Raw genomic sequence first — 24,366 nt, forward strand, 5'->3', positions numbered from 1 at the left:
GGAGTCGGGGCGGGCGACATGTTGGGGTCCTGGGCCGCGGGCCCGGACGATGTGCCGGTCGCCCCGGGCGCCGTGCGGTGGGTCGTGGCGGGGCCGGAGGAACCTGCGGGAGTCTCCGTCTCCGCGGCGCCGTTCGCGGCGGACCCGGACGGTGATCCCTGCTCCGTACGGCCCTCCGCGGCCGGCCCGGACGACGGGCCCGGCTCCAAGTCGCCGTCACGCGTGGCGTGTTCGAGCGACGCGGTCGCCTCCTCGCGGTCCTCGGGCGAAGTGTTCACGTCCCCTCGGGTCTCTGACGGCGTGCCGGCGCCCTCTCGGGGCTCGGACGATGAGCGCACGTGCTCGCGGTCCTGGGGCGACGCGGCTGCGGCCTCACGTTCCCCGGACGACGTGTTCCCGTCCTTGTGTTCCTCCCACGACGTTCCCGTACCCCTGCCCTCTCCGGACGAGGTGGTCGCGGCCCCGCGGTCCTGTGAGGTCGCGTCCGTGGGCCCACGCTCCCCGGACGAGGTGCTCCCGTCGCCGCGGAGCTGGGATGGCGTACTCGCGTCCTTGCCGTCTCCGGAAGACGTGCCCGTGTCCCCGTGCTCTCCGGACGACGTACCCGTGGACCTGGTTTCGCCGGACGACGTGTTCGCGTCTGTCCGGTGCTCGGGCGACTGCACCGCGCTCCCGTGCTCCGCGGACGACGTGTTCGCGTCCCCGTGCTCCTGGGCGGAAGTCTCGGGCTTCTGGTGGGTGGCGTCGTCAGGTTTCGGTTCGGCGGTGGCCGGGGGCGTGGCACCCGGGGCGTGTTCGGTCGGCTCGTTGGTGCCGGACCGCGGCTGCCCGCTCCCGCCGCTCTCGTCCACGGTGTCCCCTCGTTCGAAGCATCCTCCGCGCCAGCCGGGCGGAGGGGTCTCGGGTCGATGGTATGCGGCGGTCGCGACGCGTTCCGCCCCGGCACCCCCCGCGTTTCCCCGGCCGTCGCGGGTGTGTGGGGCGGGATCGGGTCACTGTCAGTGGCGGGCCGTAAGGTCTGTGGGCATGGAGACCAGTGCGGAGGGCGTCGCGGGGACAGTCGGCGACGAGGGCGCGGCGGCGGAGCCGACCGCGGCGGTGACGGTGGAGACGGGGACGGTGGGCGTGGTCGAGCGCGTCGCCATAGCGCCGGCCTCTTTGTCGCCCTCGCGCGCCAGTGACTTCATGCAGTGCCCGTTGCTGTACCGGTTCCGGGTGATCGACCGGCTGCCGGAGAAGCCCAGCGAGGCGGCGACCAGGGGGACTCTGGTGCACTCGGTGCTGGAGCGGCTCTTCGACGCGCCGGCGGCCGAGCGCACGGCGCCGCGGGCCAAGTCGCTGATCCCGGGGCAGTGGGACCGGCTGCGGGAGTCCCGGCCGGAGGTCGTGGAGCTGTTCGCCGATGATCCCGAGGGGGAGCGGCTGGCGCGCTGGCTCGGGGAGGCGGAGCGGCTGGTCGAGCGGTGGTTCTCCCTTGAGGATCCGACGCGGCTGGAGCCCGCCGAGCGGGAGATGTTCGTCGAGGCCGAGCTGGATTCAGGGCTGAAGCTGCGCGGGATCATCGACCGGGTCGATGTGGCGCCCACGGGCGATGTGCGGATCGTCGACTACAAGACGGGCAAGGCGCCGCGGCCCGAGTATGCCGAGGGTGCGCTGTTCCAGATGAAGTTCTACGCCCTGGTGGTCTGGCGGCTGAAGCAGGTCGTCCCGCGCCGGCTCCAGCTGGTGTACCTGGGCAGCGGGGACGTGGTGACGTACGACCCCGTCATCGCCGACCTGGAGCGGGTGGAGCGCAAGCTGCTCGCCCTGTGGGAGGCGATCCGGCTGGCCACGGAGACGGGCGACTGGCGCCCACGCCCGACCAAGCTGTGCGGCTGGTGCGACCACCAGGAGGTGTGCCCGGAGTTCGGCGGCACTCCCCCGCCGTATCCGTTGCCGGTGCGGAGGGCCGACGGCGGTTCTGGCGGGCGGGTTGAGGCCGTGGGCGGTGTTTCCGCTGAAGGTGCCTCGGGTCCGGAGTCCTCGGGCGGTCTCTCCGCCAAGGGGGCATAAGCGCCGTACCAACCCTTCCTCCAAGGGTCCGTTCGGCGCTCCCGCCGCAAGCCCGGACACAGCACACCGCGTCCCCACACCCACTCCCGCCAAGACCCGACAGCCGCCCCCAAGGGCGGTCGAGTCGCCCGGCCGTGCGCAGGGCAGAATGGGCCCGGGCTAGCGAAGGAGATTCACGTGGCCATCCGCGTCCTACTGGTTGATGACCAGCCGCTGCTGCGAACCGGGTTCCGGATGATTCTGGAGGCGGAGCAGGATCTCGCGGTCGTCGGTGAGGCCGGTGACGGACTGCAGGCGCTCGACCAGGTGCGGGCTCTGCAGCCCGATGTGGTGCTGATGGACATCCGTATGCCGCGGATGGACGGGGTGGAGGCGACCCGGCAGATCACCGGTCCCGGGCGGGACGGTCCGGCGAAGGTGCTGGTGCTGACCACCTTCGATCTCGACGAGTACGTGGTGGAGGCGCTGCGGGCCGGAGCCAGTGGCTTCCTGCTCAAGGACGCGCCGGCCAATGAACTCGTGCAGGCGATCCGGGTGGTGGCCGCCGGTGAGGCCATGCTCGCGCCGAGCATCACGCGGCGGCTGCTCGACAAGTACGCCGGGCATCTGCCGTCCGGTGACGAGCCCGTCCCGGACGCCCTGCACACGTTGACCGAGCGTGAGGTCGAGGTGCTGAAGCTGGTGGCACGCGGGCTGTCGAACGCGGAGATCGCCGCCGACCTGTTCGTCAGCGAGACCACCGTCAAGACGCATGTGGGGCACGTCCTCACCAAGCTGGGCCTGCGCGACCGGGTCCAGGCCGCGGTGTACGCGTACGAGAGCGGGCTGGTGCGCCCCGGCGCGCAGTAGCCGTCACAGTCGCGGCAGGCAGCCGTGCATACGGAGAGGGCGCCCCTTCCTGACAGGGGCGCCCTCTCCGTATGTACGGGACCGGTCAGCAATCGGCGAGTTCCCAGAACCGGAACACCGCCGACAGGCCGGTGGCCAGTCCCGCCGTGTTCGGCGGTACTGGCCACCGGTCGAGCTTGTTCACCGTGCGGTCGGGGCTGCTAGTTGCCCACGCCTCGGCCCAGCTCCCAGAGCTGGAGGGTCGAGGAGGAGTTGAGGGCGTACGCGGTGCCCGTGACGTCGTCGCGGGCGGCGACGTACTGCTTGCCCTGCCACAGCGGGATCAGCGGGACGTCGGCGGCGACGATGTCCTGGATGGCCGTGAGGCTCTTGGACGCGGCGAGCCGGTCGGCCTCGCGACGCGACTCCGGGATCAGCGTGCTCCTGATCTTGGTGTTGGCGTACGGCGAGCCGAGGGTGTTGTCCTTGTCGAGGAAGGGCGCGAGGTAGTTGTCGGCGTCGGGGAAGTCGGGGAACCAGCCCATCCCGTAGACGTCGTACTTGCCCTTCTGCTCGGCCGGCCGGAACGTCGCCCAGGGGGTGCCCTTGATGCTGACGTCGAACAGGCCGCTGTCGTTGAGCTGCTTCTGCAGCTGGACGAACTCGTCCTTGGTCGCCGGGCCGTAGTGGTCCGTCGTGTAGTTGAGGGTCAGCTTCACCGGGGTGGTGATGTTGGCGGCCGCCATCATCGCCTTGGCCTTGGTGACGCTCGGGTCGCCGTACTTGTTGAAGAACGAGTTCGAGTGGCCCGTGATGGTCGCCGGGACCATGGAGTACAGCGGCTCGGCCTCGGTGCCGTAGACCTTGGAGACGAGTTCGCCGCGGTCGATGATCTGGGCCATCGCCTCGCGGACGGCCTTCGTCTTCACCGTCGGGGCGTCGGTGTTGAAGCCCAGGTAGCGGATTTCGAGGCCGGGCATCTCGACGAGGTCGACGTCGCCGTCCGTGTCGTCGCTGAGCTTCTGGATCTGCTCCGGCGACATGGTGCGCGTCATGACGTCGATGTCGCCCTTGCTGATCGCACTGCCCATGGCGTCGGCGTCGTCGAAGGAACGCATCTCGACCTTGCTGTTGTTCACCTTCAGAGCACCCTTGTAATTGGGGTTCTTGGTGAACGTGGCCGTGGTGATCGCGTCGCCCTTCGTGGACACCGAGAGCGTGTACGGGCCGGAGCCGTCGATGTCGAAGCCGTCGCGCAGCTTGTCCTTCTGGTAGTCGTCCGGATTCACGATGCCGGCGACGGGAGTGGACAGCTTGTACGGGAACGTGGCGTCGGCCGTCTTCAGGTGGAAGATGACCTCGCGGTCGCCCTGGGTCTCGATGGTGTCGACGGTCGACAAGAGGGCGAACACGCCGCTGTCGGCCTTGATGCGCATCGCGCGGTCGATGGAGTACTTCACATCTTCCGCGGTGATCTTGTCGCCGTTGGCGAACTTCAGACCCTCGCGCAGCGTGCAGGCGTAGCGCTCGTTGCCGGTGTCGGTGAAGCCGCACTTCTCGGCGGCCTCGGGCACCGGGTCGCCCTCGCCCTTGGGCTGGATCATGAGGGTCTGCACGGTCTGGCGCAGGATGTTCCAGGTGCCGACGTCGTAGGCGTAGGCGGGGTCGAGCGGCGCCGGAGCGTCCTTCGTCGCCTCGAACCGGTCCGTGGTGCCGACGATGATCGCATCGTCACTGGAACTCCCGCTGCCGGAGCCGCCACACGCGGCGAGCACCGGCGCGAGCAGGCCGACGACGGCCGGCAGCACCAAAGTCTTGCGGTTCATGCGGGAGTTTCTCCAGAGCTGTTCGAGTCCGTGTACCCGACATACATGGGGTGGTGATGTCGATCACGGGGGTAAGGGCGATGTTCTCGCGTTGAGATTAGTCCGGACCCGCACGGGGGTTCACGGTCACCGTAGTTGAGTTCCCATCACGCAGCGGAACCGGCTGCGGACAGACCGAAAACCCGCCGAGGGAAGGATTAGTGCAGGGTTTCACCAATCGGGACACAAGGGTGCGTGATCGGCCTCAGAAATGGGGTGAACAGCACACGGCGACGACGATGTCGACCCTCCGGCGCGTGGGGAACCTCACACGCGTCAACTCGGTTGGAGAGCAACGGAATTCGACCGGTCGGCCGAGTTCGAATTCTTTTCCCCATTGGCCCCATTGGACTTTGCACGCTCGGTGAACAGCTGGCGCATTTCCGTCATCAGTCGGCCATCAGTCCGTGCAGAAATGCCAGGTCGACGACTTCCAGCGAGGTCACGACGGTGCGCCGGGCGGCCGGGGCGATGGGCGCCACGGACGGCACGGCCACCACCAGGCAGCCCGCCGCCTCCGCCGCCGCGACACCGGTCGCGGTGTCCTCCACGACCGCACAGCGGGCCGGGTCCACGCCGAGTCCGGCGGCGGCGAGCAGATACGGGTCGGGGTACGGCTTGGTGCGCGTGACCTCGTCGCCGGCGACCGTCAGCGCGAAGTGCTGGGGGCCGAGCGCGGTCAGGACGCGGTCGATGATGCGCCGGTGCGAGGCGGAGACCAGGGCCGTCGGGATCTCGTACTCCGCCAGCTCGGCCAGGAGTCTGGCGGCGCCCGGCATCAGCGGCAGGCTCCGCCCGATGCGGTCCTCGAAGCCCGCGTTGAGCAGGACGGACAGCTCGGTGAGGGTGATGTCGGCGCCGGTGGCCTCGATCAGGAAGCCGGCGCTGCGGGTCATGGGGCCGCCGACCACGACATGACGCCAGGAGTCGTCGAGGGTGTGTCCGAGGGCGGCGAACACCTCGACCTCTACGTCCCACCAGAAGCCCTCGGTGTCCACCAGGGTTCCGTCCATGTCGAGCAGTACGGCCTGGAGTGCTGAGCCTTCGGCCGTACGGGTTCCGAGCGCGGGGACCGTGCTGGTCATCCTGGCGCACCTCCTTGAGGGGCGATCAGGCCGGCCACCCCTGATACACACAAGGGCGACCGGCCTGCGGTGGACCGACCAGTGTACGACTTATCCGATCAACGTGCGTTGAAGTATTTCGCCTCGGGGTGGTGGATGACGATCGCGTCCGTGGACTGCTCCGGGTGCAGCTGGAACTCCTCCGAGAGGTGGACGCCGATGCGCTCCGGCTCCAACAGGGCGGCGATCTTCGCGCGGTCCTCCAGTTCGGGGCAGGCGCCGTAGCCGAGGGAGAAGCGGGCGCCCCGGTACTTGAGGGCGAACATGTCCTCGACGTCGGTGGGGTCCTCGCCGGCGAAGCCGAGTTCGGAGCGCACGCGCGCGTGCCAGTACTCGGCGAGCGCCTCGGCCAACTGGACGGACAGGCCGTGCAGTTCGAGGTAGTCGCGGTAGGAGTTCGCCTCGAAGAGCTTCGCGGTCTCCTCGCCGATGCGGTTGCCCATGGTGACGATCTGGAAGCCGACGACGTCGGTCTCGCCGGACTCCTCCGGCCGGAAGAAGTCGGCCAGGCAGAGGCGGCGGCCGCGGCGCTGGCGCGGGAAGGTGAAGCGGGTCCGCTCGTTGCCCTCGTCGTCCAGGATGATCAGGTCGTCGTCCTTGGACACACAGGGGAAGTAGCCGTAGACGACGGCCGCTTCGAGGAGGTTCTCGGTCTGGAGCTTGTCCAGGAGGCCGCGCAGGCGGGGGCGGCCCTCGGTCTCCACCAGTTCCTCGTACGTCGGTCCGTCGCCCGTACGCGCCTGCTTGAGGCCCCACTGGCCCTTGAAGAGGGCGCCCTCGTCCAGCCAGGACGCGTACTCCTTGAGCTGGATGCCCTTGATGACCCGGGTGCCGCGGAACGGCGCCTGGGGGATCGGGTTGTCGACGGCGACGTCGGAGCGGACGTGACCCTCCTCGGGGCGCTCCTCGACCTCCACGGCCGCGCTCGCCCGGACCCGGCGCTGCTTGAGCTCGGGCAGCTTCGCGCCGGGCACGCCCCGCTTGACGCCGATCAGGGCGTCCATCAGGCGCAGTCCCTCGAACGCGTCGCGGGCGTAACGGACTTCGCCCTCGTAGATCTCGTGCAGGTCCTGCTCGACGTACGCCCTCGTCAGCGCGGCACCGCCCAGGATGACCGGGTAGTCGGCGGCCATCTTGCGCTGGTTGAGCTCCTGGAGGTTCTCCTTCATGATCACCGTGGACTTGACCAGGAGGCCCGACATGCCGATGACGTCGGCGCGGTGTTCCTCGGCGGCTTCCAGGATCGCGGAGACCGGCTGCTTGATGCCGAGGTTGACGACGTTGTAGCCGTTGTTGGACAGGATGATGTCGACGAGGTTCTTGCCGATGTCGTGGACGTCGCCGCGCACCGTGGCGAGCACGATGGTGCCCTTGCCCTCGGCGTCCGACTTCTCCATGTGCGGTTCGAGATAAGCGACCGCGGTCTTCATGACCTCGGCGGACTGGAGCACGAACGGCAGCTGCATCTGGCCGGAGCCGAACAGCTCGCCGACGACCTTCATGCCGTCCAGGAGCGTCTCGTTGACGATGTCGAGGGCGGGGCGGGTCTGCAACGCCTCGGCGAGGTCGGCCTCCAGGCCGTTCTTCTCGCCGTCGATGATGCGGCGCTTGAGCCGCTCGTCCAGCGGGAGGGCTGCCAACTCCTCGGCCCTGCCTGCCTTCAGGGACTTGGTGGTGGCGCCCTCGAAGAGGGCCATCAGCTTCTGCAGCGGGTCGTAGCCCTCGGCGCGGCGGTCGTAGATGAGGTCGAGGGCCGTCTGCACCTCCTCCTCGGTGAAGCGGGCGATCGGGAGGATCTTCGAGGCGTGCACGATCGCCGAGTCGAGGCCCGCCTTGACGCACTCGTCGAGGAAGACCGAGTTGAGCAGCATGCGGGCGGCCGGGTTGAGGCCGAAGGAGATGTTCGAGAGGCCCAGCGTGGTCTGGACGTCGGGGTGGGCGGCCTTGAGGCGGCGGATCGCCTCGATGGTGGCGATGCCGTCGCCGCGGGACTCCTCCTGGCCGGTGCAGATGGTGAAGGTCAGGGTGTCGATGAGGATGTCCGACTCGTGGATGCCCCAGTTCGTCGTGAGGTCCTCGATCAGCCGCTCGGCGATGGCGACCTTGTGCTCCGGGGTGCGGGCCTGGCCCTGCTCGTCGATGGTCAGCGCGATGAGGGCGGCGCCGTGCTCCTGGGCGAGCTGGGTGACCTTCGCGAAGCGGGACTCGGGGCCGTCGCCGTCCTCGTAGTTGACGGAGTTGATGACCGCGCGGCCGCCGAGCTTCTCCAACCCGGCCCGGATGACCGGGACTTCGGTGGAGTCGAGGACGATCGGCAGGGTGGAGGCGGTGGCGAAGCGGCCGGCCAGTTCCTCCATGTCGGCGACGCCGTCGCGGCCGACGTAGTCCACGCAGAGGTCAAGCATGTGGGCGCCCTCGCGGATCTGGTCGCGGGCCATCTCCACGCAGTCGTCCCAGCGGCCGTCCAGCATGGCCTCGCGGAACTTCTTCGAGCCGTTGGCGTTGGTGCGCTCGCCGATCGCCAGGTAGGCGGTGTCCTGGCGGAACGGAACCGTCTGGTAAAGGGAGGCGGCGCCGGGCTCGGGCTGGGGGTGGCGCTCGGTGGGGGCGGTCTCGCGGACGCGCTCGACGAGCTGGCGCAGGTGCTCGGGGGTCGTACCGCAGCAGCCGCCGACCAGGTTCAGGCCGTAGTCGTGGACGAAGTGCTCCTGCGCCTCCGCCAGGCCCTCGGGGTCGAGCGGGAAGTGGGCGCCGTCCTTGGTGAGGATGGGCAGGCCCGCGTTCGGCATGCAGAGCAGCGGGGTGCGGGAGTGGCGGGCGAGATAGCGCAGGTGCTCGCTCATCTCGGCCGGGCCCGTCGAGCAGTTCAGGCCGATCATGTCGATGCCGAGGGGTTCGAGCGCGGTGAGCGCGGCGCCGATCTCGGAGCCCAGGAGCATGGTGCCGGTGGTCTCGAAGGCCATCGAGACGAGCAGCGGTACGTCGACGCCGGTCGCCTCCATGGCGCGGCGGGCGCCCAGGATCGACGACTTGGTCTGGAGGAGGTCCTGGGTGGTCTCCACGATCAGGGCGTCGGCCCCGCCGGCGAGCAGGCCCTCGGCGTTGGCCTGGAAGCCGTCGCGGAGCGTGCCGTAGGCGATGTGGCCGAGGGTGGGCAGCTTGGTGCCGGGGCCGATCGAGCCGAGGACCCAGCGCTGGCGGCCGTCGCGGGCGGTGAAGTCGTCGGCGGTCTCGCGGGCGATGCGGGCGCCGGCCTCGGAGAGTTCGTGGACGCGCTCGGGGATGTCGTACTCGGCCATGGCGGAGTGGTTCGCGCCGAAGGTGTTCGTCTCGACGCAGTCCACGCCGACGCCGAAGTACTCCTCGTGGACCGAGCGGACGATGTCCGGGCGGGTGATGTTCAGGATCTCGTTGCAGCCTTCGAGGTTCTCGAAGTCCTCAAGGGTGGGGTCCTGTGCCTGGAGCATGGTGCCCATGGCTCCGTCGGCGACCACCACGCGGGTGGCGAGTGCCTCTCGGAGCGCGGACACACGGGTCCGGCTGTCGGCAGAAGGGGTCAGTGGCGACGAGGCCATGAAGGGGCTCCCTGGAGTGCGACGGCTGTCGGCTTTGCGGCTTCCCTGGGAACCTCTCACGGAACTCCCCCGGGAGCATGCACGCCGCCAGGGTAACGGGGTCGGGCCGGGAGATGCTCGATGCGTCCATGGGGCGGACCGGGTCGGCGGGGAGGCGGACCGGGGTGAACGGGACGCGGACCGGGGTGACGTGCGGGTCAACGCCGTCTAGGTTCTCGCGACGAGTGACGCAACAGGAGACGCAACAGGAGACGTGACCGGAATCGGCCGACCATTAGCGGGAGGTCGGCATGGACCGGTAGTGTTCGACATTGCCGAACGGCGGCAGCGACGTCGCGCGTCGACGGTCGAACGGGACGGAGGCAGTACGGCGATGGCACGGAACATCCAGTCGCTCGAACGGGCGGCCGCGATGCTGCGCCTGCTCGCGGGCGGCGAGCGACGGCTCGGCCTCTCGGACATCGCCTCGTCGCTCGGTCTCGCCAAGGGCACGGCGCACGGCATCCTGCGCACCCTCCAGCAGGAGGGCTTCGTCGAGCAGGACGACGTCTCCGGGCGCTATCAGCTCGGCGCCGAACTGCTGCGCCTGGGCACCACCTACCTCGACGTCCACGAACTGCGGGCACGTGCTCTGGTCTGGACGGACGACCTGGCCCGCTCCAGCGGCGAAAGCGTGCACCTGGGGGTGCTGCATCAGCACGGCGTCCTGATCGTGCACCACGTCTTCCGCCCCGACGACAGCCGGCAGGTCCTGGAGATCGGCGCCATGCAGCCGCTGCACTCCACGGCCCTGGGCAAGGTTCTGTCGGCCTACGACCCGGTCGCGCACAGCGAGGTCCTGGAGGCCGACCGCAAGCCCTTCACCGAGCGCACGGTGTCCGAGCTGGCCGACTTCGAGCACGTTCTGGACGTCACGCGCGCGCGTGGGTACGCGGCCGACGTCGAGGAGACCTGGGAGGGCGTCGCGTCCATCGCCGCGCCCATCCACGACCGGCGGCGCATGCCGGTCGGCGCGGTCGGCATCACGGGCGCGGTGGAGCGGCTGTGCCGGCCCGACGAGGACGGCGCGCTGCGCCCCGAGCTGATCGCCGCGGTACGGGACTGCGCCCGCGCGGTGTCGCGGGATCTGGGCGCCGGGCGGTTCTGACCAGCCCGGATTCATCCTCGATTCACAGCGAAAAAGAACCGGAACGTCATGAGGACGTTCCGGTTTCAGTCGTACTCTGGACGACAAAGTCGGCCAAAACGCCAAATCACCACACACGGTGTCCACTTGATAGCCGTCCGCATCGATCGCGCGATCGATAGCCCACAGCAATCAATAACGATCGTGTTTTCGATAACAGCACTCTTGACGCGCCCGTAACGCCGGAGCAAGACTCCCGTCCATCGGTCGGCATTGTCGAACACCTACCGGCAATACGCGCTAGAGTGTGGCAACGCCAAAGGCCGGCATCGCTCTCACCCCCGAGGGCGCACGAACCCCCGGCGGGACCCGGGGTTCGGCTTCCCTGGACGAAGGACAAAGGAGTCGCGGGTGTCCAGCTCCGACATCTTCATCGGCGAGACCATAGGTACCGCCGTACTCATCCTGCTCGGCGGCGGCGTCTGCGCCGCCGTCACGCTGAAGGCCTCCAAGGCCCGTAACGCCGGCTGGCTGGCCATCGCCTTCGGGTGGGGTTTCGCCGTCATGACGGCCGTGTACATCTCGGCACCGCTCTCCGGTGCCCACCTCAACCCGGCCGTGACGCTCGCACTCGCGATCAAGGACGGTGGCTGGGACAACGTCCCGATCTACTGGGCCGGGCAGCTGCTCGGCGCCATGATCGGCGCGACTCTGGTCTGGGTGGCCTACTACGGCCAGTTCCAGGCCCACCTCACGGACAAGGAGATCGTCGGCGAGCCGGCGGCCAAGTCCGTGGAGGCCCAGGAGAAGGGCGCCGGACCTGTCCTGGGCATCTTCTCCACCGGTCCTGAGGTCCGCAACGTGGTGCAGAACCTCGCCACGGAGATCATCGGCACCGTCGTCCTGATCCTCGCCATCCTGACGCAGGGTCTGAACGACAAGGGCAACGGCCTCGGCACCCTGGGCGCCCTGATCACCGCGTTCGTGGTCGTCTCCATCGGTCTGTCGCTCGGCGGCCCGACCGGTTACGCCATCAACCCGGCCCGTGACCTGGGCCCGCGCATCGTGCACGCGCTCCTGCCGCTGCCGAACAAGGGCGGCTCCGACTGGAGCTACGCCTGGATCCCGGTCGTCGGTCCGCTGATCGGCGGCGCGATCGCTGCGGGTATCTACAACCTCGCCTTTGCTTAGAACCGGATGAGAACCGGAACTCCGAGCACTGAAGCAGCAGTAGAACCAGTCCTCATGACCACGGAACCCCTCAGGAGCACACAGTGACCGACGCGCACACCGCCGGCCCGTTCATCGCGGCCATCGACCAGGGCACGACCTCCAGCCGCTGCATCGTCTTCGACCGGGACGGCCGTATCGTCTCCGTCGACCAGAAGGAGCACGAGCAGATCTTCCCGAAGCCGGGCTGGGTCGAGCACAACGCCACCGAGATCTGGACCAACGTCCAGGAGGTCGTCGCCTCCGCCATCGAGAAGGCCGGCATCACCCGCGACGACATCAAGGCCATCGGCATCACCAACCAGCGCGAGACGACTCTCCTCTGGGACAAGAACACCGGTGAGCCCGTCCACAACGCCATCGTCTGGCAGGACACCCGCACCGACGCGCTCTGCAAGGAGCTGGGGCGCAACGTCGGCCAGGACCGCTTCCGCCGCGAGACGGGCCTCCCGCTCGCCTCGTACTTCGCCGGACCCAAGGCCCGCTGGCTGCTGGACAACGTCGAGGGCCTGCGCGAGCGCGCCGAGGCGGGCGACATCCTCTTCGGCACCATGGACAGCTGGGTCATCTGGAACCTGACGGGCGGTGTGAACGGCGGCAAGCACTACACCGACGTCACCAACGCCTCCCGCACCATGCTGATGAACCTGCACACCCTGGCGTGGGACGAGAAGATCGCCGAGTCCATCGGCGTCCCGATGAACATGCTCCCGGAGATCCGCTCCTCCGCCGAGGTCTACGGCGAGGTCACCGGCGGCCGTCTCGGCGAGCTGCTCGGCGGCATCCCGGTCGCCTCCGCGCTCGGCGACCAGCAGGCGGCCCTGTTCGGCCAGACCTGTTTCGCCGAGGGCGAGGCCAAGTCCACGTACGGCACCGGCACCTTCATGCTGATGAACACCGGCGAGAAGATCATCAACTCCTACTCGGGCCTGCTGACCACGGTCGGCTACCGGATCGGCGACGAAGCGCCGGTCTACGCCCTGGAGGGCTCGATCGCCGTCACCGGTTCGCTGGTGCAGTGGATGCGCGACCAGATGGGCCTGATCTCCACCGCCGCCGAGATCGAGACGCTCGCGCTCTCGGTCGAGGACAACGGCGGCGCCTACTTCGTACCGGCCTTCTCCGGTCTGTTCGCCCCGTACTGGCGCTCCGACGCCCGCGGTGTGATCGCCGGTCTGACCCGGTACGTCACCAAGGCGCACCTCGCGCGTGCCGTCCTGGAGGCCACCGCCTGGCAGACCCGTGAGATCACGGACGCCATGACGAAGGACTCCGGTGTCGAGCTCGCCGCGCTCAAGGTCGACGGCGGCATGACCTCCAACAACCTGCTGATGCAGACGCTCTCGGACTTCGTGGACGCCCCCGTGGTGCGCCCGATGGTCGCCGAGACCACCTGCCTCGGCGCCGCCTACGCCGCCGGCCTGGCCGTCGGCTTCTGGACCAGCACCGACGACCTGCGTGCCAACTGGCGCCGGGCCGCCGAGTGGACCCCCAACATGGCCGCGGAGAAGCGCGACCGTGAGTACAAGAGCTGGCTCAAGGCCGTGGAGCGGACCATGGGCTGGCTCGACGACGAGGAGTAAGAACCCCACATGACCAGTCAGTCCACCCTGCAGTCCGTGCCTGCCCTCGGTACGCACCCGGCCTCCGGCTCGAACCCGAGCCGGGCCGAGACCCGGGAGCAGCTCTCCAAGGCGACGTACGACCTCCTCGTCATCGGCGGCGGCATCCTGGGCATCTCCACCGCCTGGCATGCCGCGCAGTCCGGGCTGCGGGTGGCCCTGGTCGACGCCGGCGACTTCGCCGGCGCCACCTCTTCCGCCTCCTCCAAGCTCCTCCACGGCGGTCTGCGCTACCTGCAGACCGGCGCGGTGAAGCTGGTGGCGGAGAACCACTTCGAGCGCCGCGCGGTCTCCCGCCAGGTGGCCCCCCACCTGGCGAACCCGCTCACGTTCTACCTCCCCGTGTACAAGGGCGGTCCGCACGGTGCGGCGAAGCTCGGGGCGGGCGTCTTCGCCTACTCCGCGCTCTCCGCGTTCGGCGACGGCGTCGGCCACCTCCTGTCCCCCGCCAAGGCGGCGCAGGACGTGCCGGAGCTGCGCACCCAGAACCTCAAGGCCGTCGCCGTGTACGGAGACGACCAGATGAACGACGCCCGCATGGCGCTGATGACGGTCCGCGCGGCCGTCGAGGCGGGCGCGGTCGTCCTCAACCACGCCGAGGTCACGGGCCTGCGCTTCACCCAGGGCCGGGTGACCGGAGCGGAGCTGCGCGACACCACCTCCGGCGACGAGTTCGGCGTGAGCGCCCGCCTGGTGCTCAACGCGACCGGCCCGTGGGTCGACCACCTGCGCAAGATGGAGGACCCGAACTCGGCCCCGTCCATCCGCCTGTCCAAGGGCGCGCACCTGGTCCTGAAGCGGACGGCTCCGTGGAAGGCCGCACTCGCGACCCCCATCGACAAGTACCGCATCACCTTCGCCCTCCCCTGGGAGGACATGCTCCTGCTCGGCACGACCGACGAGGAGTACGACGGCGACCCGGCGGACGTCTCGGTCACCGAGAAGGACATATCCCAGATCCTGGACGAGGCCGCGTTCTCGGTCCGCGACCAGCAGCTCTCCCGTGACCTGATCACGTACTCCTTCGCCGGTCTCCGCGTGCTGCCGGGCGGCCCGGGCAGCACGGCCAAGGCCAAGCGCGAGACGGTGGTGACCGAGGGCAAGGGCGGCATGCTGTCCGTCGCGGGCGGCAAGTGGACGACGTTCCGGCACATCGGCCGTACGGTCATGCAGAAGCTGGAGGCTCTCCCGGGCCGCCCGCTCGGCGAGGACTTCGAGCCGATCTCCTCCCTCCCGAAGAAGCTCCCGCTCCCGGGCGTCGCCAACCCGCGCGCGGTCGCCCACCGCCTCCTGGTCGACAACCCGGCGCCGGGCCCGCGCATGGCGGCCGACACGGCGAAGCACCTGGCCACGCACTACGGCTCGTTGGCCTTCGACATCGCCCGACTCGCCAACGAGAACCCCGAGTTGGGCCAGCGCGTGCACCCCGACGCCCCCGAGATCTGGGCCCAGGTCGTCTACGCCCGCGACCACGAGTGGGCCGAGACCCAGGACGACGTCCTCCGCCGCCGCACCACCCTGACGATCCGCGGCCTGGCCACGGACGAGATCCGCGCGAAGGTCCAGGACCTGCTCGACAAGAAGTAGGCGGTACGGCTAACACGCCGGTCGCTACGGCTGCTTCTGCCACAGCGTGAAAGGGGCGGTTCCTCATCGAGGGAGCCGCCCCTTCGGCGTGCCCGGTTGTCAGTGCCGGGTGCTTACATGGGCCTATGAACAACGATCAAGCCTCCGCCGATGAACTCGCCGCGCTGCGGGCGGCGTTCGGCGTGGACGACGGCGGGGAGTCGGCGCTCGGCTGGGACGCGGTGCGCGCGTTCGAGGCGGAGCACGGGGTGGTGCTGCCGGAGCCGTACCGGACGTTCGTGGCGGAGATGTCCGACGGGTCGTTCCAAGGGCCGCCGGAGTACGGGCTGGTGGGGCTGGCCGAGTTGCCGGACGACTGGGGCGACGGCGAGGAGGACCGGGACCTGGGCAAGCCGTTCCCGCTCGCCGTGGGGTGGTTGTGGGAGGAGGACGACGGGCCCTACGAGGACCCCGACGCGGTCGTCGGGCAGGTCCTCAACCACGGCTCGGTCGTGCTCGGGACCGACGGCTGCGCGATGAACTGGCACCTGGTCGTCACCGGCCCCCAGCGGGGGCACATCTGGCACGTCACCGACGTGGGCGCCATGCCGTTCGGCGCGGAGTTCGGGTTCACGACCTCCGCGCCGGGGTTCGCCGGCTGGGTGTCTCACTGGGCCGCAGGCAAGGAGTGGTTCGACGCGGAATGACGAGGCTCAGCAGAGTGACGCCTCTCAGACAAGCGCCCTGATGTGGTCCGGTGACGCCAACTCCTCCCGCCGCACGATCAGTTCACGGCCCAGCAGCAACGCCCGCCTCGACGCCGGAACCGGATCCGGCAGCGTCGTCAGGTCGGTCAGGTGGGCGAAGCCGATGATGCGGCGGACGATCTCCGTGCCCGCGTAGCCGACGGAGTCGGTCCAGACGCGGGAGAGGAAGCGGTCGAGGTAGGTGTCGTCGAAGAAGGTGTCGACGCGCGTTGGCCACAGGCGGCGGAACTCGGTCTCGAACGCCGCCCAGGAGAGGCGGAGTTGGTCGGCGTGGTCGGACAACGTGCCCAGCTCGCGGGCCCGTTGCTCCGACACCAGCACGTTGGCCCAGTACAGGCCGAGGTCGTAGCCGATCGGGCCGACGAAGGAGAACTCGGGGTCGAAGACCCGTACTACCGGGGCGCCTTCGCGCTCGCCGACCATGACGCTGCCGGTGTGCAGGTCGCCGTGGAGCAGGGCCTGCGCGCTGGTCATGAAGGTGTACCGGAGATCGGCGACCTCCGTGCGCAGATGGGCATCCGCGCGGAAGGAAGCGGCCAGGTCCGTCAACTCCGGGAGCCAGTGGTTGTGTTCGTGCTCGATGTACGGCTCGGAGAGGACCACGTCCTCGGTGATCTTGCACAGCTCGGGGCTCACCGAGGTCGCGATCAGCGCCTTGCGGTCGGCGGAGGACATGCCGAAGTCGCTGGTCGCGAAGGCGAGTTGGGCCACGAACTCGCCGATCCGGGCCGAGGTGTCCGGGCCGTAGGACGCGCCCTCGTTGAGGACCGTGCGGAGGACCTCCAAGTCGGACATGTCCTCCATGACGAGGGCGTAGTTGTCGGCGTCGTAGCCGTGGATCGCCGGGATCTTGTCGGGGGCGACCCGCGCAACCTGCTCGTACGCCCGCGCCTCGGCGTCGGCACGCTCGGGGCTCATCGGCCAGGAGGGACCGGCGACCCGCACCCAGGGCAGCGCCTGCTTGACGGCGAGGCTGTGACTGCCGTCGGCGTTCGACGCGAGGAACACCCGGTTCATGTTGCCGTCCGACACCTCACGGACGTGGATGTCGGTCACGTCCGCCCAGTGGCCGCGCTCGTGCAGGTAGGCCGGGATGTCCTCGGTCTCCAGGATGCGGTAGCCCATCGTACGAACTCCTCGAACTTCCTTATGCGGTGCGGCGCTTGGACAGGGTGAAGCTGAAGACCAGGGCGAGGATGAGGACCGCGCCCTCGACTACGTCCTGCGTGTAGTAAGGCAGACCCTTGATGGTCAGGCCGGTGGTGATGATGCCGATCAACACCGCTCCGAGGGCCGTGCCCCAGACGTTCGGGCGGCCACGGCCCAACACCGACGTGCCGACCAGGGCGACGGCGACCGCCTCCAGCAGCTGCGAAGTTCCGGCGGACACGTCACCCTGGCCGATGCGGGACGCCAGGATCAGGCCGCCGATCGAGGCGAGGACGCCGGAGAGGACGTAGGCGAGGGCCCGGTACGCGCCGACGCGGATGCCCGCCAGGCGGGAGGCCTCGGGGTTGGCGCCGATCGCGTACAGGATGCGGCCCCAGCGGGTGCGGGCCAGGAAGACCCATGCCACGACGGTCAGCGCGCCGAAGATCAGCACGGAGATCGGGATACCGAGGAGGGTGCCGCGGTCGATGCGCAGGAAGCCGTCGGTGAACTTGCCGGGGGCCGTGCTGCCGTCGGACTCGGTCATGCCGGCGGAGATGGACTGGCCGTCGACCAGGATGAGTTTGGTGCCCTGGATGACGAACATGGTGCCGAGGGTGGCCAGCATGTCCGGGATCTTCATCACGACGATGAGCAGGGCGTTCAGGAGTCCGGCGAGCGCGCCCGCCGCGATCACGGCGAGGATCGCGACCGTGCCGACCTGGTTGTACGTCACCATCGTCTTCGCGGCGACGGTGACCCCGAGCCCGGCGACCGCGCCGACGGACATGTCCATCCCGCCGACGGCCATGGTGAGGGTGACGCCGAGACCGAGGATCGCGGCGACGGAGACGTACCGGAGGGTGTCGAGCATCGTCGCCGACTCCCGGAAGGAGCCCTCGCTCAGCGCGAAGTACAGGAAGAGCGCGACCGTGACGAAGATGAACCCGTACTTGATGACGGCGTTCTGGACGAGCACGGCGGTGGAGACGGCGGGCGGGGCCAGTGCCTTCGGTGCGGCCTCGGAGCTCTGGGTGGTGGTCATCGGGTGCTTCCTGAAGGGGCCGGCATCACACGGACGCCGAGATGGTCTGGATCACGCGGTCGCGTTCCGCGTCTTCGCCGTACGCGTCGAGGTGGACCTCGCCGGCCGCCAGTACGACGACCCGGTCGGCGATCTCCAGGACCTCGTCCACGTCGGCCGAGAGGACGAGGACTGCGGCGCCCTCGGCGGCCAGCGAGCGGGCCCGGCGGCCGATGTCTCGGCGGGCGCCGATGTCCACGCCTCGGAACGGCTCGTCCAGGATGAGGACGCGGGGTGTCTCAGCCAGCCAGCGGCCGACGACGACCTTCTGCTGGTTGCCGCCGGAGAGCTCCTCCACCGTGCTGTGTTCGTCGCGGGCTACGACACCGAGGGCGTCGATGGTCTCGCGGCCGAGGGCGTCCTCCTTCGTCGTGTTCACGAGCCCGGCCCGGGACAGGGACTTGAGGAACGGCAGCGAGATGTTCTGGGCCACCGACCAGCCGGGAACGAGCGCGTCGGCGTGCCGGTCCTCGGGCACGAGGTGGACGCCGGCGCGGATCGCGTCGGACGGGCGGCGGGGTGCGTACGGCTTGCCGTCGAGTTCGACCTTGCCGGTGGGGAAGGGCTCGGCGCCGAACAGGCCCCGGGCCAGTTCCGTCTTGCCCGCACCCAACAGGCCTACGACGCCGGTGACTTCACCGGCGCGCAGGTCCAGGTCGAGGGGTGCGCGGCCCTCGAAGAGGTGGACGCCGTGCAGGGCGAGGGCGACGTCCCCGTGCTCGCCGCTGCGCTGCGGGCGGGCGCTGGTCGCCTCGTGGGCCTGGGCGAGCATCGCGCGCAGGGCGCTGTCCCAGTCGAAGGGCTTGACCTGGTCGTCGGTGAGGCCGCCGTCCCGCAGGACGACCAGGCGGTCGGCGAGCGCGTCTATCTCGCCGAGGCGGTGGGAGACGTAGAGGACCGCGATGCCGTCGTCGCGCATCTTCTCGACGAGGGCGAAGAGCCTCTCGGCCTCGGCGGCGGAGAGCGCGGAGGTCGGTTCGTCGAGGATGAGCAGCCGGGGGCGGGTGGCGAGGGCGCGGGCCAGGATGAGCAACTGGCGGTCGGAGATGCCCAGTTCGGTGACGTCCCGGCGCAACACGGCGTCGCTCCAGTCCAGTTCGAGACCGGCCTGGATCTCGCGGGCGCGGGCCAGGACGCGGCGGCCGTTGAGGAACGGGTTGCCGCGGCGCTGGGCCAGTTCCTCGAAGACCAGGTTCTCGGCGACCGTGAGGCCGGGCACGATGCCCTCGCCGATCCGCTGGTGGACCGTCTGGATGCCCAACTGCCGGGCGGCCGACGGGGATTGGAGAGCTGCGGGTTCCCCGGCGACCCGCACCTCCCCGCCGTGGTCCGTGTGCACGCCCGACAGGATCTTGATCAGCGTGGACTTGCCCGCGCCGTTCGCGCCGAGCAGCGCGACCACGCTGCCCGGTGCGATGTCGAGCGAGACGGAGGCCAGCACCGTCTTGCCGCCGAAGGCCATGCTGACGTCGCGGAGGGAGACCGCGGCGTCAGCGGCCGCCACGTCAACCGCCTTGTCAGTGGGCGACATTGGGGATCCAGTCCGCGGTGCTCACCTTGGAGAGGTTCAGGGCGGGCAGGGCCGCGCGCAGCTGGTCCATGTTCTCGATCTTGTTCTTGCGCAGGAAGTCCTGGGTGATGGCGACGGCCGGGAAGTCGACCGAGGTCTTGTTCAACTGTCCTGCCAGCTCAAGGGCGGCCGTACGGACGACGGCCGCGCCGACCGCCGACGGGTCGGTGCCTGCCGTGGCGACCCACGGGCTGTTCGCGGCGGTCATGTTCTGGATGTCGGCGTTGGAGACGTCCGCGCCGAAGACCTTCACCTTGCTCTGCAGCTTCTTGTTCTGCACGGCGAGGACGGTGCCCTTGGCCAGCTCGTCGTAGGGGGCGAACACGCCCGCCACATCGGAGTGCTGGGTCAGCGCGGCGGAGACGAGGGGAACGTTGTCCGTTGCCGTGGAGTCGGTGACCTTGCCGACCTTGAACTGCTGCTTCCAGCCGTTGGCGTCGACCGCGGTCTTCCAGACGGAGTCGCGCTTGTCGAGGGCCGCGTAACCGGCGACATTGACGTAACCGACCTTGGCGTTCTTGCCGACCGTCTTGGCCATCACGTCGAGGACGGCCTTCGCCATGCTGGCGTCGTCCTGCTCGGTGCTGATCACGGACTTGTTGGTCTGGTCGACGTCGTAGACGACGACCTTGATGCCCTTCTTCACGGCCTGGTCGATCTCGGGCTGGATCGTCGAGGGGAAGCCGTGGTCGACGATGATCGCCTGCGCGCCGGAGTTGATCGCCGAGGACAGGTCGGTGGCCTGCTTGGCGTTGTCGGCCTGCGCGTCGTACACCGTCAGGTCGATGCCGAGCGCCTTGGCCTGCGCCTTCGCACCGTTGCCCCACTGCTCGAAGTAGTCGCCGGCACCGCTCTGCCGCACCAGGGCCACCTTGACCGCGCCCTTGCTGAAGGGGGCCGGCTTCTTGCCCGTGGCGGCCGAGGCCGAGGCCGCGGTGTCGTCGCCGCTCTTCGAGGCGTCCGTGGACTGCGAGCAGCCCGCCAGCAGAAGCGCGGAGACGGAGGCCAGCGAGAGCGCGGCGAGGGGGACGCGGATACGGGACATGAGGGGCTCCAGGTGCGGGGTACTGCCGAGATGAGAGCGAGATGAGAGAAGGACGGAGTGCTCACCCGGAGCAGGGGGCGAAAACGCGCCATCGCACGAGGCGTGCGCCACCGCACGAGCGGCGGGACAGGCGGCGGACGGCCCGCGATGCGGGGCGCGCCAATGGCTCCGGGTGTGGTCAGCGACAGCTGGATGTGGTCGACCGGAGCAAGTCCACGTACAGCCGCCGCACGAGCAGCAGCGTCTTCATAAGGAGATCATGAGAACGTTTTCGGCCATTGGTCAAAGGGATGGAAGCGGTTTCTCAACAGATGAGACAACGACTACGTCACACCCGGTCCGTTCACCGGCGGCGGTTACCATCACGGGACCGGCTCCCGACCCGGCACAGTGAGGCCCCGATGAAGACACTTCGCGCGACGACACCCCCCATGAGCTGCACGCGGTGCTGTCCCGACGCGCGCTGTCCGGGCTGACCGACTGTCCGCCGTCATCGCCCCGCCGCCCGTTCTTTCTCTCCCCCACCCGTCCGGCGCTCGTCCCAGCATCCGGACATCCCTCCCACCTTTCGGAGTTGTTCCATGACGCTGCTCACCACCTGGGCCGAGTCCGGCCCCGAGACCCTCGTGCGCCGCACCGCCGACCCCGCCGAGATCGCCGCCGCGCTCGCCCCGATCGGTGTGCGCTTCGAGCAGTGGCCGATCCGCGAGGACGTCCCGGCCGACGCCGACAGCGACACCGTCTTCGCCGCCTACGGCCCGGAGATCGACAAGCTCAACGCCGAAGAGGGCTTCACCACCGTCGACGTCCTCGGCCTGCACCCCAGCGACGACCCGGAGTACCCGGCGAAGGCGGCGGGCGCCCGCGCGAAGTTCCTCCAGGAGCACACGCACGACGACGATGACGAGGTCCGCTTCTTCGTCTCCGGCTCGGGCATCTTCTACCTGCACGTCAACGGTGAAGTGAACGCCGTCTACTGCGAGAAGGGCGACCTCATCGGCGTCCCGCGCGGCACCACCCACTGGTTCGACATGGGGACCAAGCCGGCCTTCACCGCGATCCGCTTCTTCCACGAGGAGGACGGCTGGATCGGCAACTTCACCGGCTCGACCATCGCCTCGCGCTTCCCCGACTACGACACGATCCACGCGGGCTTCCAGCAGGACAAGGCCGCCGCGTGACCTTGCGGTACGACGTGGACGCCGTGGTGCTCGACATCGAGGGCACCACGAGCGCCACGGGTTTCGTCGTCGACGTGCTCTACCCGTACTCCCGCTCGCGCTTCGCCGCCCTGCTCGCCGAGCGGGGCGAGGATCCGGCGGTGGCCCGGGCGGTCGCGCAGGTGCGCGAGCTGACCGGCGACCCGCACGCCGACGCCGTACAGATCGAGAAAACGCTCAACACCTGGTTGGACGAGGACCGCAAGGCCACGCCCCTCAAGACCCTCCAGGGCATCATCTGGTCGGAGGGCTTCGCCCGCGGCGACCTGGTCTCGCACTTCTACGACGACGTCGTACCGGCCCTGCGCACCTGGCACACGGCGGGCCTGCGGCTGTACGTCTACTCCTCCGGCTCGGTGGCCGCGCAGCGCGCGTGGTTCACGTCCAGCCCGGAGGGCGACCTCCTGCCGCTGGTCTCCGGTCTCTACGACACGGAGAACGCCGGCCCCAAGCAGGACCCGGAGTCGTACCGCCGCATCGCGGACGCGACCGACGTCGAACCGTCCCGGCTGCTCTTTCTCTCCGACCGCCCCGGCGAGTTGGACGCGGCCGTGGCCGCGGGCTGGCACGCGGTGGGCGTACGGCGGCCCGGCGAACCGTATTTCGAGCAAGGTGTCGGCGACCACGCGCAGGCGGGGGCGTTCGACGAGATCGGCATCACCAGTTCAAGGAGCACCACGTGACCACCGAGATCAGTGACCTCGACCTGAGGGAGGCGGGGGCTCAACTCGCCGCCGAGTCCGCCCGGTTCGCCTCGTTCGGCTGGATGAGGGGGACCTCCGGGAACCTGTCCGTGGTGGTGGGTCGGGATCCCCTGCGGCTGGCGGTGACGGCCAGCGGGCATGACAAGGGTGAACTGACGCCTGACGATGTGGTGTTGGTGGACGCGGGTGGTGCGGCCGTCCGGGGTGGCAAGCCGTCTGCCGAGGCCGAACTGCATGCGCGCGTCGCTGCGTTGACGGGTGCGGGGGCTGTCGTCCATGTGCACACCGTGGCGTCCGTTGCCATGGGGCGGCGGGAGCCGGGTGGGATCGTGTTCAAGGATGTCGAGATGCTCAAGGGTGTTGGGCAGCCTGCGCATGATGTCGAGGTGACGCTGCCTGTTATCGCCAACAGCCAGGATATGAAGGTGCTTGGGGATCGCCTGGAGGCGGCGCGGGATTCTCGGATGCCGGCGGTGGTTGTGGCCGGGCATGGGTTGTACGTGTGGGGTACGGATGCGAGGCAGGCGCGGCATCACACTGAAGTGGTGGAGTGGTTGCTGGAGTTGGAACTGACGCAGCGTTGAGCGTTGTAGTCACAGTGGCGGCCGGTGGGGGCTGGTCGCGCCCCGCGGCGGAGCCGCAAATCGACACAGCCCCGCGCCCCTAAAAGCCAAAAGCAGGGGCGCGAAGGCTCGCCAGCACTGCTACTTCAGGCGGTCGCCCGGGAGTTCGCCTGCCGACACTTCCAACACGCCCCGTTCCGTGACCAGTCCGGTCACCAAGCGGCCCGGGGTTACGTCGAAGGCGGGGTTGTGGCCGCGGGACTCGGCGGGAGCCGTACGCACTCCCGACCACTCCAACACCTCGGTCTCGCCCCGGAGTTCGATGTGGATCTCGTTGCCGGTCTTGGTGGAGAGGTCCACCGTGGTCGTCGGGGCCGCCACCAGGAACGGGATGCCGGCGTCGGCGCAGGCGAGGGCGACGCCGACCGTGCCGACCTTGTTCGCGGTGTCGCCGTTGGCCGCGATGCGGTCCGCGCCGACGATGGCCGCGTCGACCTCGCCGCGCAGGATCGTGCCGGCGGCGGCGCCGTCGGCCTGGACGTAGTGCGGGATGCCCTCCTGGACCAACTCCCAAGCGGTCAGGCGTGATCCCTGGAGCAGGGGGCGCGTCTCGTCGGCGTAGACGACCTCCACCAGCCCGCGCGCGTGCAGTTCGCGGATGACGCCGAGCGCGGTGCCCCAGCCGGCGGTCGCCAGCGCGCCCGTGTTGCAGTGCGTCAGGAGCCTCAACGGCCGCTCCACGCCCACCTGTTGGAGCCTTTCGAGCAGCCAGTCCGCGCCGAACGCGCCCATCGCGCGGTTGGCCGCGACGTCTTCGCGCTGAACTGCGGCGGCCTCTTCCAGCACCGCGTCGAGGCCCTCGTCGAAGCGGGTCATGACCCGGTCCACGCACACCATGAGGTTGACCGCGGTGGGGCGGGCCTCGCGGACGCGGGCGACGGCCGCACGGGTCTCGCCCTCGGTCCAGCCCTTCCGCTCGCCCTCGATGAGCGCGATCGCGACGCCGTACCCGCCCGCCGCTCCGATCGCGGGTGCGCCGCGCACCACGAGGCGCTGGATCGCGTCGACCAGAGTGTCCACATCGTGGACATCCACCGTCTCGTTGCGATGCGGGAGCAGGGTCTGGTCGATGAGCGCGAGACCGGTTCCGGTCCAGTCGACCGCGCGCAGTTCCTGGGACATAACGGGACACTCCTGCTGTTCCGATGGTGTCGGTCACCGTACATGACCTGGAAGAACCACAGTTCGAGACAGTCGAGCAGGTGTCTCAAAACGA

The 24,366-nt window shown here is 69.4% G+C and carries 18 protein-coding genes and 1 pseudogene; 10 read left to right on the forward strand and 9 right to left on the reverse strand.

Translation table 11 applies throughout. The annotated features are described in order from the left end of the window. Nucleotides 1–278: pseudogene (locus tag AC31A1_RS07865) on the reverse strand (hypothetical protein); the annotation flags it as partial. A gap of 748 nt (nt 279–1,026) precedes the next feature. Between AC31A1_RS07865 and AC31A1_RS07870 the strand changes: the two are divergent. Together AC31A1_RS07870 and AC31A1_RS07875 are read left to right on the forward strand one after the other, a co-directional pair. Next, nucleotides 1,027–2,052 (forward strand): RecB family exonuclease, encoded by a 1,026-nt coding sequence (locus tag AC31A1_RS07870; RefSeq protein WP_489652533.1) that lies wholly within the window; start codon nt 1,027–1,029, stop codon nt 2,050–2,052. 177 nt (nt 2,053–2,229) lie between these two features. After that, nucleotides 2,230–2,901: a response regulator gene (locus AC31A1_RS07875; protein WP_019066105.1), complete on the forward strand. Its 672-nt coding sequence runs from the start codon at nt 2,230–2,232 to the stop codon at nt 2,899–2,901. Between the two features lie 200 nt (nt 2,902–3,101). Here AC31A1_RS07875 and AC31A1_RS07880 read toward each other — a convergent pair whose 3' ends face one another. The 3 genes from AC31A1_RS07880 to metH all read right to left on the reverse strand — a co-directional run bounded on the left by AC31A1_RS07880 (nt 3,102) and on the right by metH (nt 9,444). Beyond that, nucleotides 3,102–4,706 carry an ABC transporter substrate-binding protein gene (locus tag AC31A1_RS07880; RefSeq protein WP_489652534.1) on the reverse strand — a complete coding sequence of 535 codons (1,605 nt, stop codon included), beginning with the start codon at nt 4,704–4,706 and terminating at the stop codon, nt 3,102–3,104. A 428-nt stretch (nt 4,707–5,134) separates the two neighbouring features. Then, the gene (locus AC31A1_RS07885) at nt 5,135–5,830 is read right to left on the reverse strand and encodes an HAD family hydrolase (protein WP_489652535.1); all 696 of its coding nucleotides are present in this window, start codon (nt 5,828–5,830) and stop codon (nt 5,135–5,137) included. Between the two features lie 98 nt (nt 5,831–5,928). Next, on the reverse strand, nt 5,929–9,444 hold the full coding sequence (gene metH, locus AC31A1_RS07890; protein ID WP_489652536.1) for a methionine synthase: 3,516 nt from the start codon (nt 9,442–9,444) through the stop codon (nt 5,929–5,931). A gap of 373 nt (nt 9,445–9,817) precedes the next feature. Here metH and AC31A1_RS07895 point away from each other — a divergent pair, with 373 nt between their 5' ends. From AC31A1_RS07895 to AC31A1_RS07915, 5 genes are all read left to right on the forward strand, one after another. Further along, nucleotides 9,818–10,591: an IclR family transcriptional regulator gene (locus tag AC31A1_RS07895; protein WP_318015312.1), complete on the forward strand. Its 774-nt coding sequence runs from the start codon at nt 9,818–9,820 to the stop codon at nt 10,589–10,591. A 390-nt stretch (nt 10,592–10,981) separates the two neighbouring features. Then, nucleotides 10,982–11,761: an MIP/aquaporin family protein gene (locus AC31A1_RS07900; RefSeq protein WP_489652537.1), complete on the forward strand. Its 780-nt coding sequence runs from the start codon at nt 10,982–10,984 to the stop codon at nt 11,759–11,761. Between the two features lie 83 nt (nt 11,762–11,844). Next, nucleotides 11,845–13,383, forward strand: a complete 1,539-nt coding sequence (glpK, locus tag AC31A1_RS07905; RefSeq protein WP_318015313.1) for a glycerol kinase GlpK — start codon at nt 11,845–11,847, stop codon at nt 13,381–13,383. Between the two features lie 9 nt (nt 13,384–13,392). Continuing rightward, nucleotides 13,393–15,009: a glycerol-3-phosphate dehydrogenase/oxidase gene (locus AC31A1_RS07910; RefSeq protein WP_489652538.1), complete on the forward strand. Its 1,617-nt coding sequence runs from the start codon at nt 13,393–13,395 to the stop codon at nt 15,007–15,009. Between the two features lie 125 nt (nt 15,010–15,134). Next, the gene (locus tag AC31A1_RS07915) at nt 15,135–15,695 is read left to right on the forward strand and encodes an SMI1/KNR4 family protein (RefSeq protein WP_489652539.1); all 561 of its coding nucleotides are present in this window, start codon (nt 15,135–15,137) and stop codon (nt 15,693–15,695) included. Nucleotides 15,696–15,719: 24 nt separating this feature from the next. Here AC31A1_RS07915 and mtnK read toward each other — a convergent pair whose 3' ends face one another. From mtnK to AC31A1_RS07935, 4 genes are read right to left on the reverse strand one after another with little or no spacing between them, the layout of a single operon-like run. Further along, entirely contained in the window at nt 15,720–16,880 is a 1,161-nt protein-coding gene (mtnK, locus tag AC31A1_RS07920; RefSeq protein ID WP_489652540.1) for an S-methyl-5-thioribose kinase, read from the reverse strand. 22 nt (nt 16,881–16,902) lie between these two features. After that, complete coding sequence (locus AC31A1_RS07925) at nt 16,903–17,949, reverse strand: ABC transporter permease (protein ID WP_366495643.1); 1,047 nt, start codon at nt 17,947–17,949, stop codon at nt 16,903–16,905. A 25-nt stretch (nt 17,950–17,974) separates the two neighbouring features. After that, nucleotides 17,975–19,519 (reverse strand): sugar ABC transporter ATP-binding protein, encoded by a 1,545-nt coding sequence (locus AC31A1_RS07930; protein WP_489652541.1) that lies wholly within the window; start codon nt 19,517–19,519, stop codon nt 17,975–17,977. Beyond that, nucleotides 19,506–20,603 carry a substrate-binding domain-containing protein gene (locus AC31A1_RS07935; RefSeq protein ID WP_489652542.1) on the reverse strand — a complete coding sequence of 366 codons (1,098 nt, stop codon included), beginning with the start codon at nt 20,601–20,603 and terminating at the stop codon, nt 19,506–19,508. Before AC31A1_RS07935 ends, AC31A1_RS07930 begins: the two co-directional genes overlap by 14 nt. A gap of 581 nt (nt 20,604–21,184) precedes the next feature. Here AC31A1_RS07935 and AC31A1_RS07940 point away from each other — a divergent pair. Genes AC31A1_RS07940 through mtnB form a run of 3 tightly spaced genes read left to right on the forward strand, consistent with a single transcriptional unit; the run spans nt 21,185 to nt 23,111 of the window. Further along, nucleotides 21,185–21,784, forward strand: coding sequence for a 1,2-dihydroxy-3-keto-5-methylthiopentene dioxygenase (locus AC31A1_RS07940; protein ID WP_489652543.1), 600 nt, complete (start codon nt 21,185–21,187; stop codon nt 21,782–21,784). Continuing rightward, complete coding sequence (mtnC, locus tag AC31A1_RS07945; RefSeq protein ID WP_489652544.1) at nt 21,781–22,506, forward strand: acireductone synthase; 726 nt, start codon at nt 21,781–21,783, stop codon at nt 22,504–22,506. The genes AC31A1_RS07940 and mtnC overlap by 4 nt, the downstream gene beginning before the upstream one ends. After that, on the forward strand, nt 22,503–23,111 hold the full coding sequence (gene mtnB / locus AC31A1_RS07950; RefSeq protein WP_489652545.1) for a methylthioribulose 1-phosphate dehydratase: 609 nt from the start codon (nt 22,503–22,505) through the stop codon (nt 23,109–23,111). The genes mtnC and mtnB overlap by 4 nt, the downstream gene beginning before the upstream one ends. Nucleotides 23,112–23,231: 120 nt before the next feature. Here the strand turns inward: mtnB and mtnA are convergent, their stop codons facing one another. Beyond that, nucleotides 23,232–24,272: an S-methyl-5-thioribose-1-phosphate isomerase gene (gene mtnA / locus AC31A1_RS07955; RefSeq protein ID WP_489652546.1), complete on the reverse strand. Its 1,041-nt coding sequence runs from the start codon at nt 24,270–24,272 to the stop codon at nt 23,232–23,234. Between the last annotated feature and the right edge of the window lie 94 nt (nt 24,273–24,366).

Source organism: Streptomyces sp. P5F9 (assembly GCF_057961495.1).

Coding starts and splice junctions, on each gene's coding strand:
- AC31A1_RS07870 (WP_489652533.1), top strand. CDS start 1,027: ATGGAGACCAGTGCGGAGGGCGTCGCGGGGACAGTCGGCGACGAGGGC.
- AC31A1_RS07880 (WP_489652534.1), bottom strand. CDS start 4,706: ATGAACCGCAAGACTTTGGTGCTGCCGGCCGTCGTCGGCCTGCTCGCG.
- AC31A1_RS07885 (WP_489652535.1), bottom strand. CDS start 5,830: ATGACCAGCACGGTCCCCGCGCTCGGAACCCGTACGGCCGAAGGCTCA.
- metH (WP_489652536.1), bottom strand. CDS start 9,444: ATGGCCTCGTCGCCACTGACCCCTTCTGCCGACAGCCGGACCCGTGTG.
- AC31A1_RS07895 (WP_318015312.1), top strand. CDS start 9,818: ATGGCACGGAACATCCAGTCGCTCGAACGGGCGGCCGCGATGCTGCGC.
- AC31A1_RS07910 (WP_489652538.1), top strand. CDS start 13,393: ATGACCAGTCAGTCCACCCTGCAGTCCGTGCCTGCCCTCGGTACGCAC.
- AC31A1_RS07915 (WP_489652539.1), top strand. CDS start 15,135: ATGAACAACGATCAAGCCTCCGCCGATGAACTCGCCGCGCTGCGGGCG.
- mtnK (WP_489652540.1), bottom strand. CDS start 16,880: ATGGGCTACCGCATCCTGGAGACCGAGGACATCCCGGCCTACCTGCAC.
- AC31A1_RS07925 (WP_366495643.1), bottom strand. CDS start 17,949: ATGACCACCACCCAGAGCTCCGAGGCCGCACCGAAGGCACTGGCCCCG.
- AC31A1_RS07930 (WP_489652541.1), bottom strand. CDS start 19,519: ATGTCGCCCACTGACAAGGCGGTTGACGTGGCGGCCGCTGACGCCGCG.
- AC31A1_RS07935 (WP_489652542.1), bottom strand. CDS start 20,603: ATGTCCCGTATCCGCGTCCCCCTCGCCGCGCTCTCGCTGGCCTCCGTC.
- AC31A1_RS07940 (WP_489652543.1), top strand. CDS start 21,185: ATGACGCTGCTCACCACCTGGGCCGAGTCCGGCCCCGAGACCCTCGTG.
- mtnA (WP_489652546.1), bottom strand. CDS start 24,272: ATGTCCCAGGAACTGCGCGCGGTCGACTGGACCGGAACCGGTCTCGCG.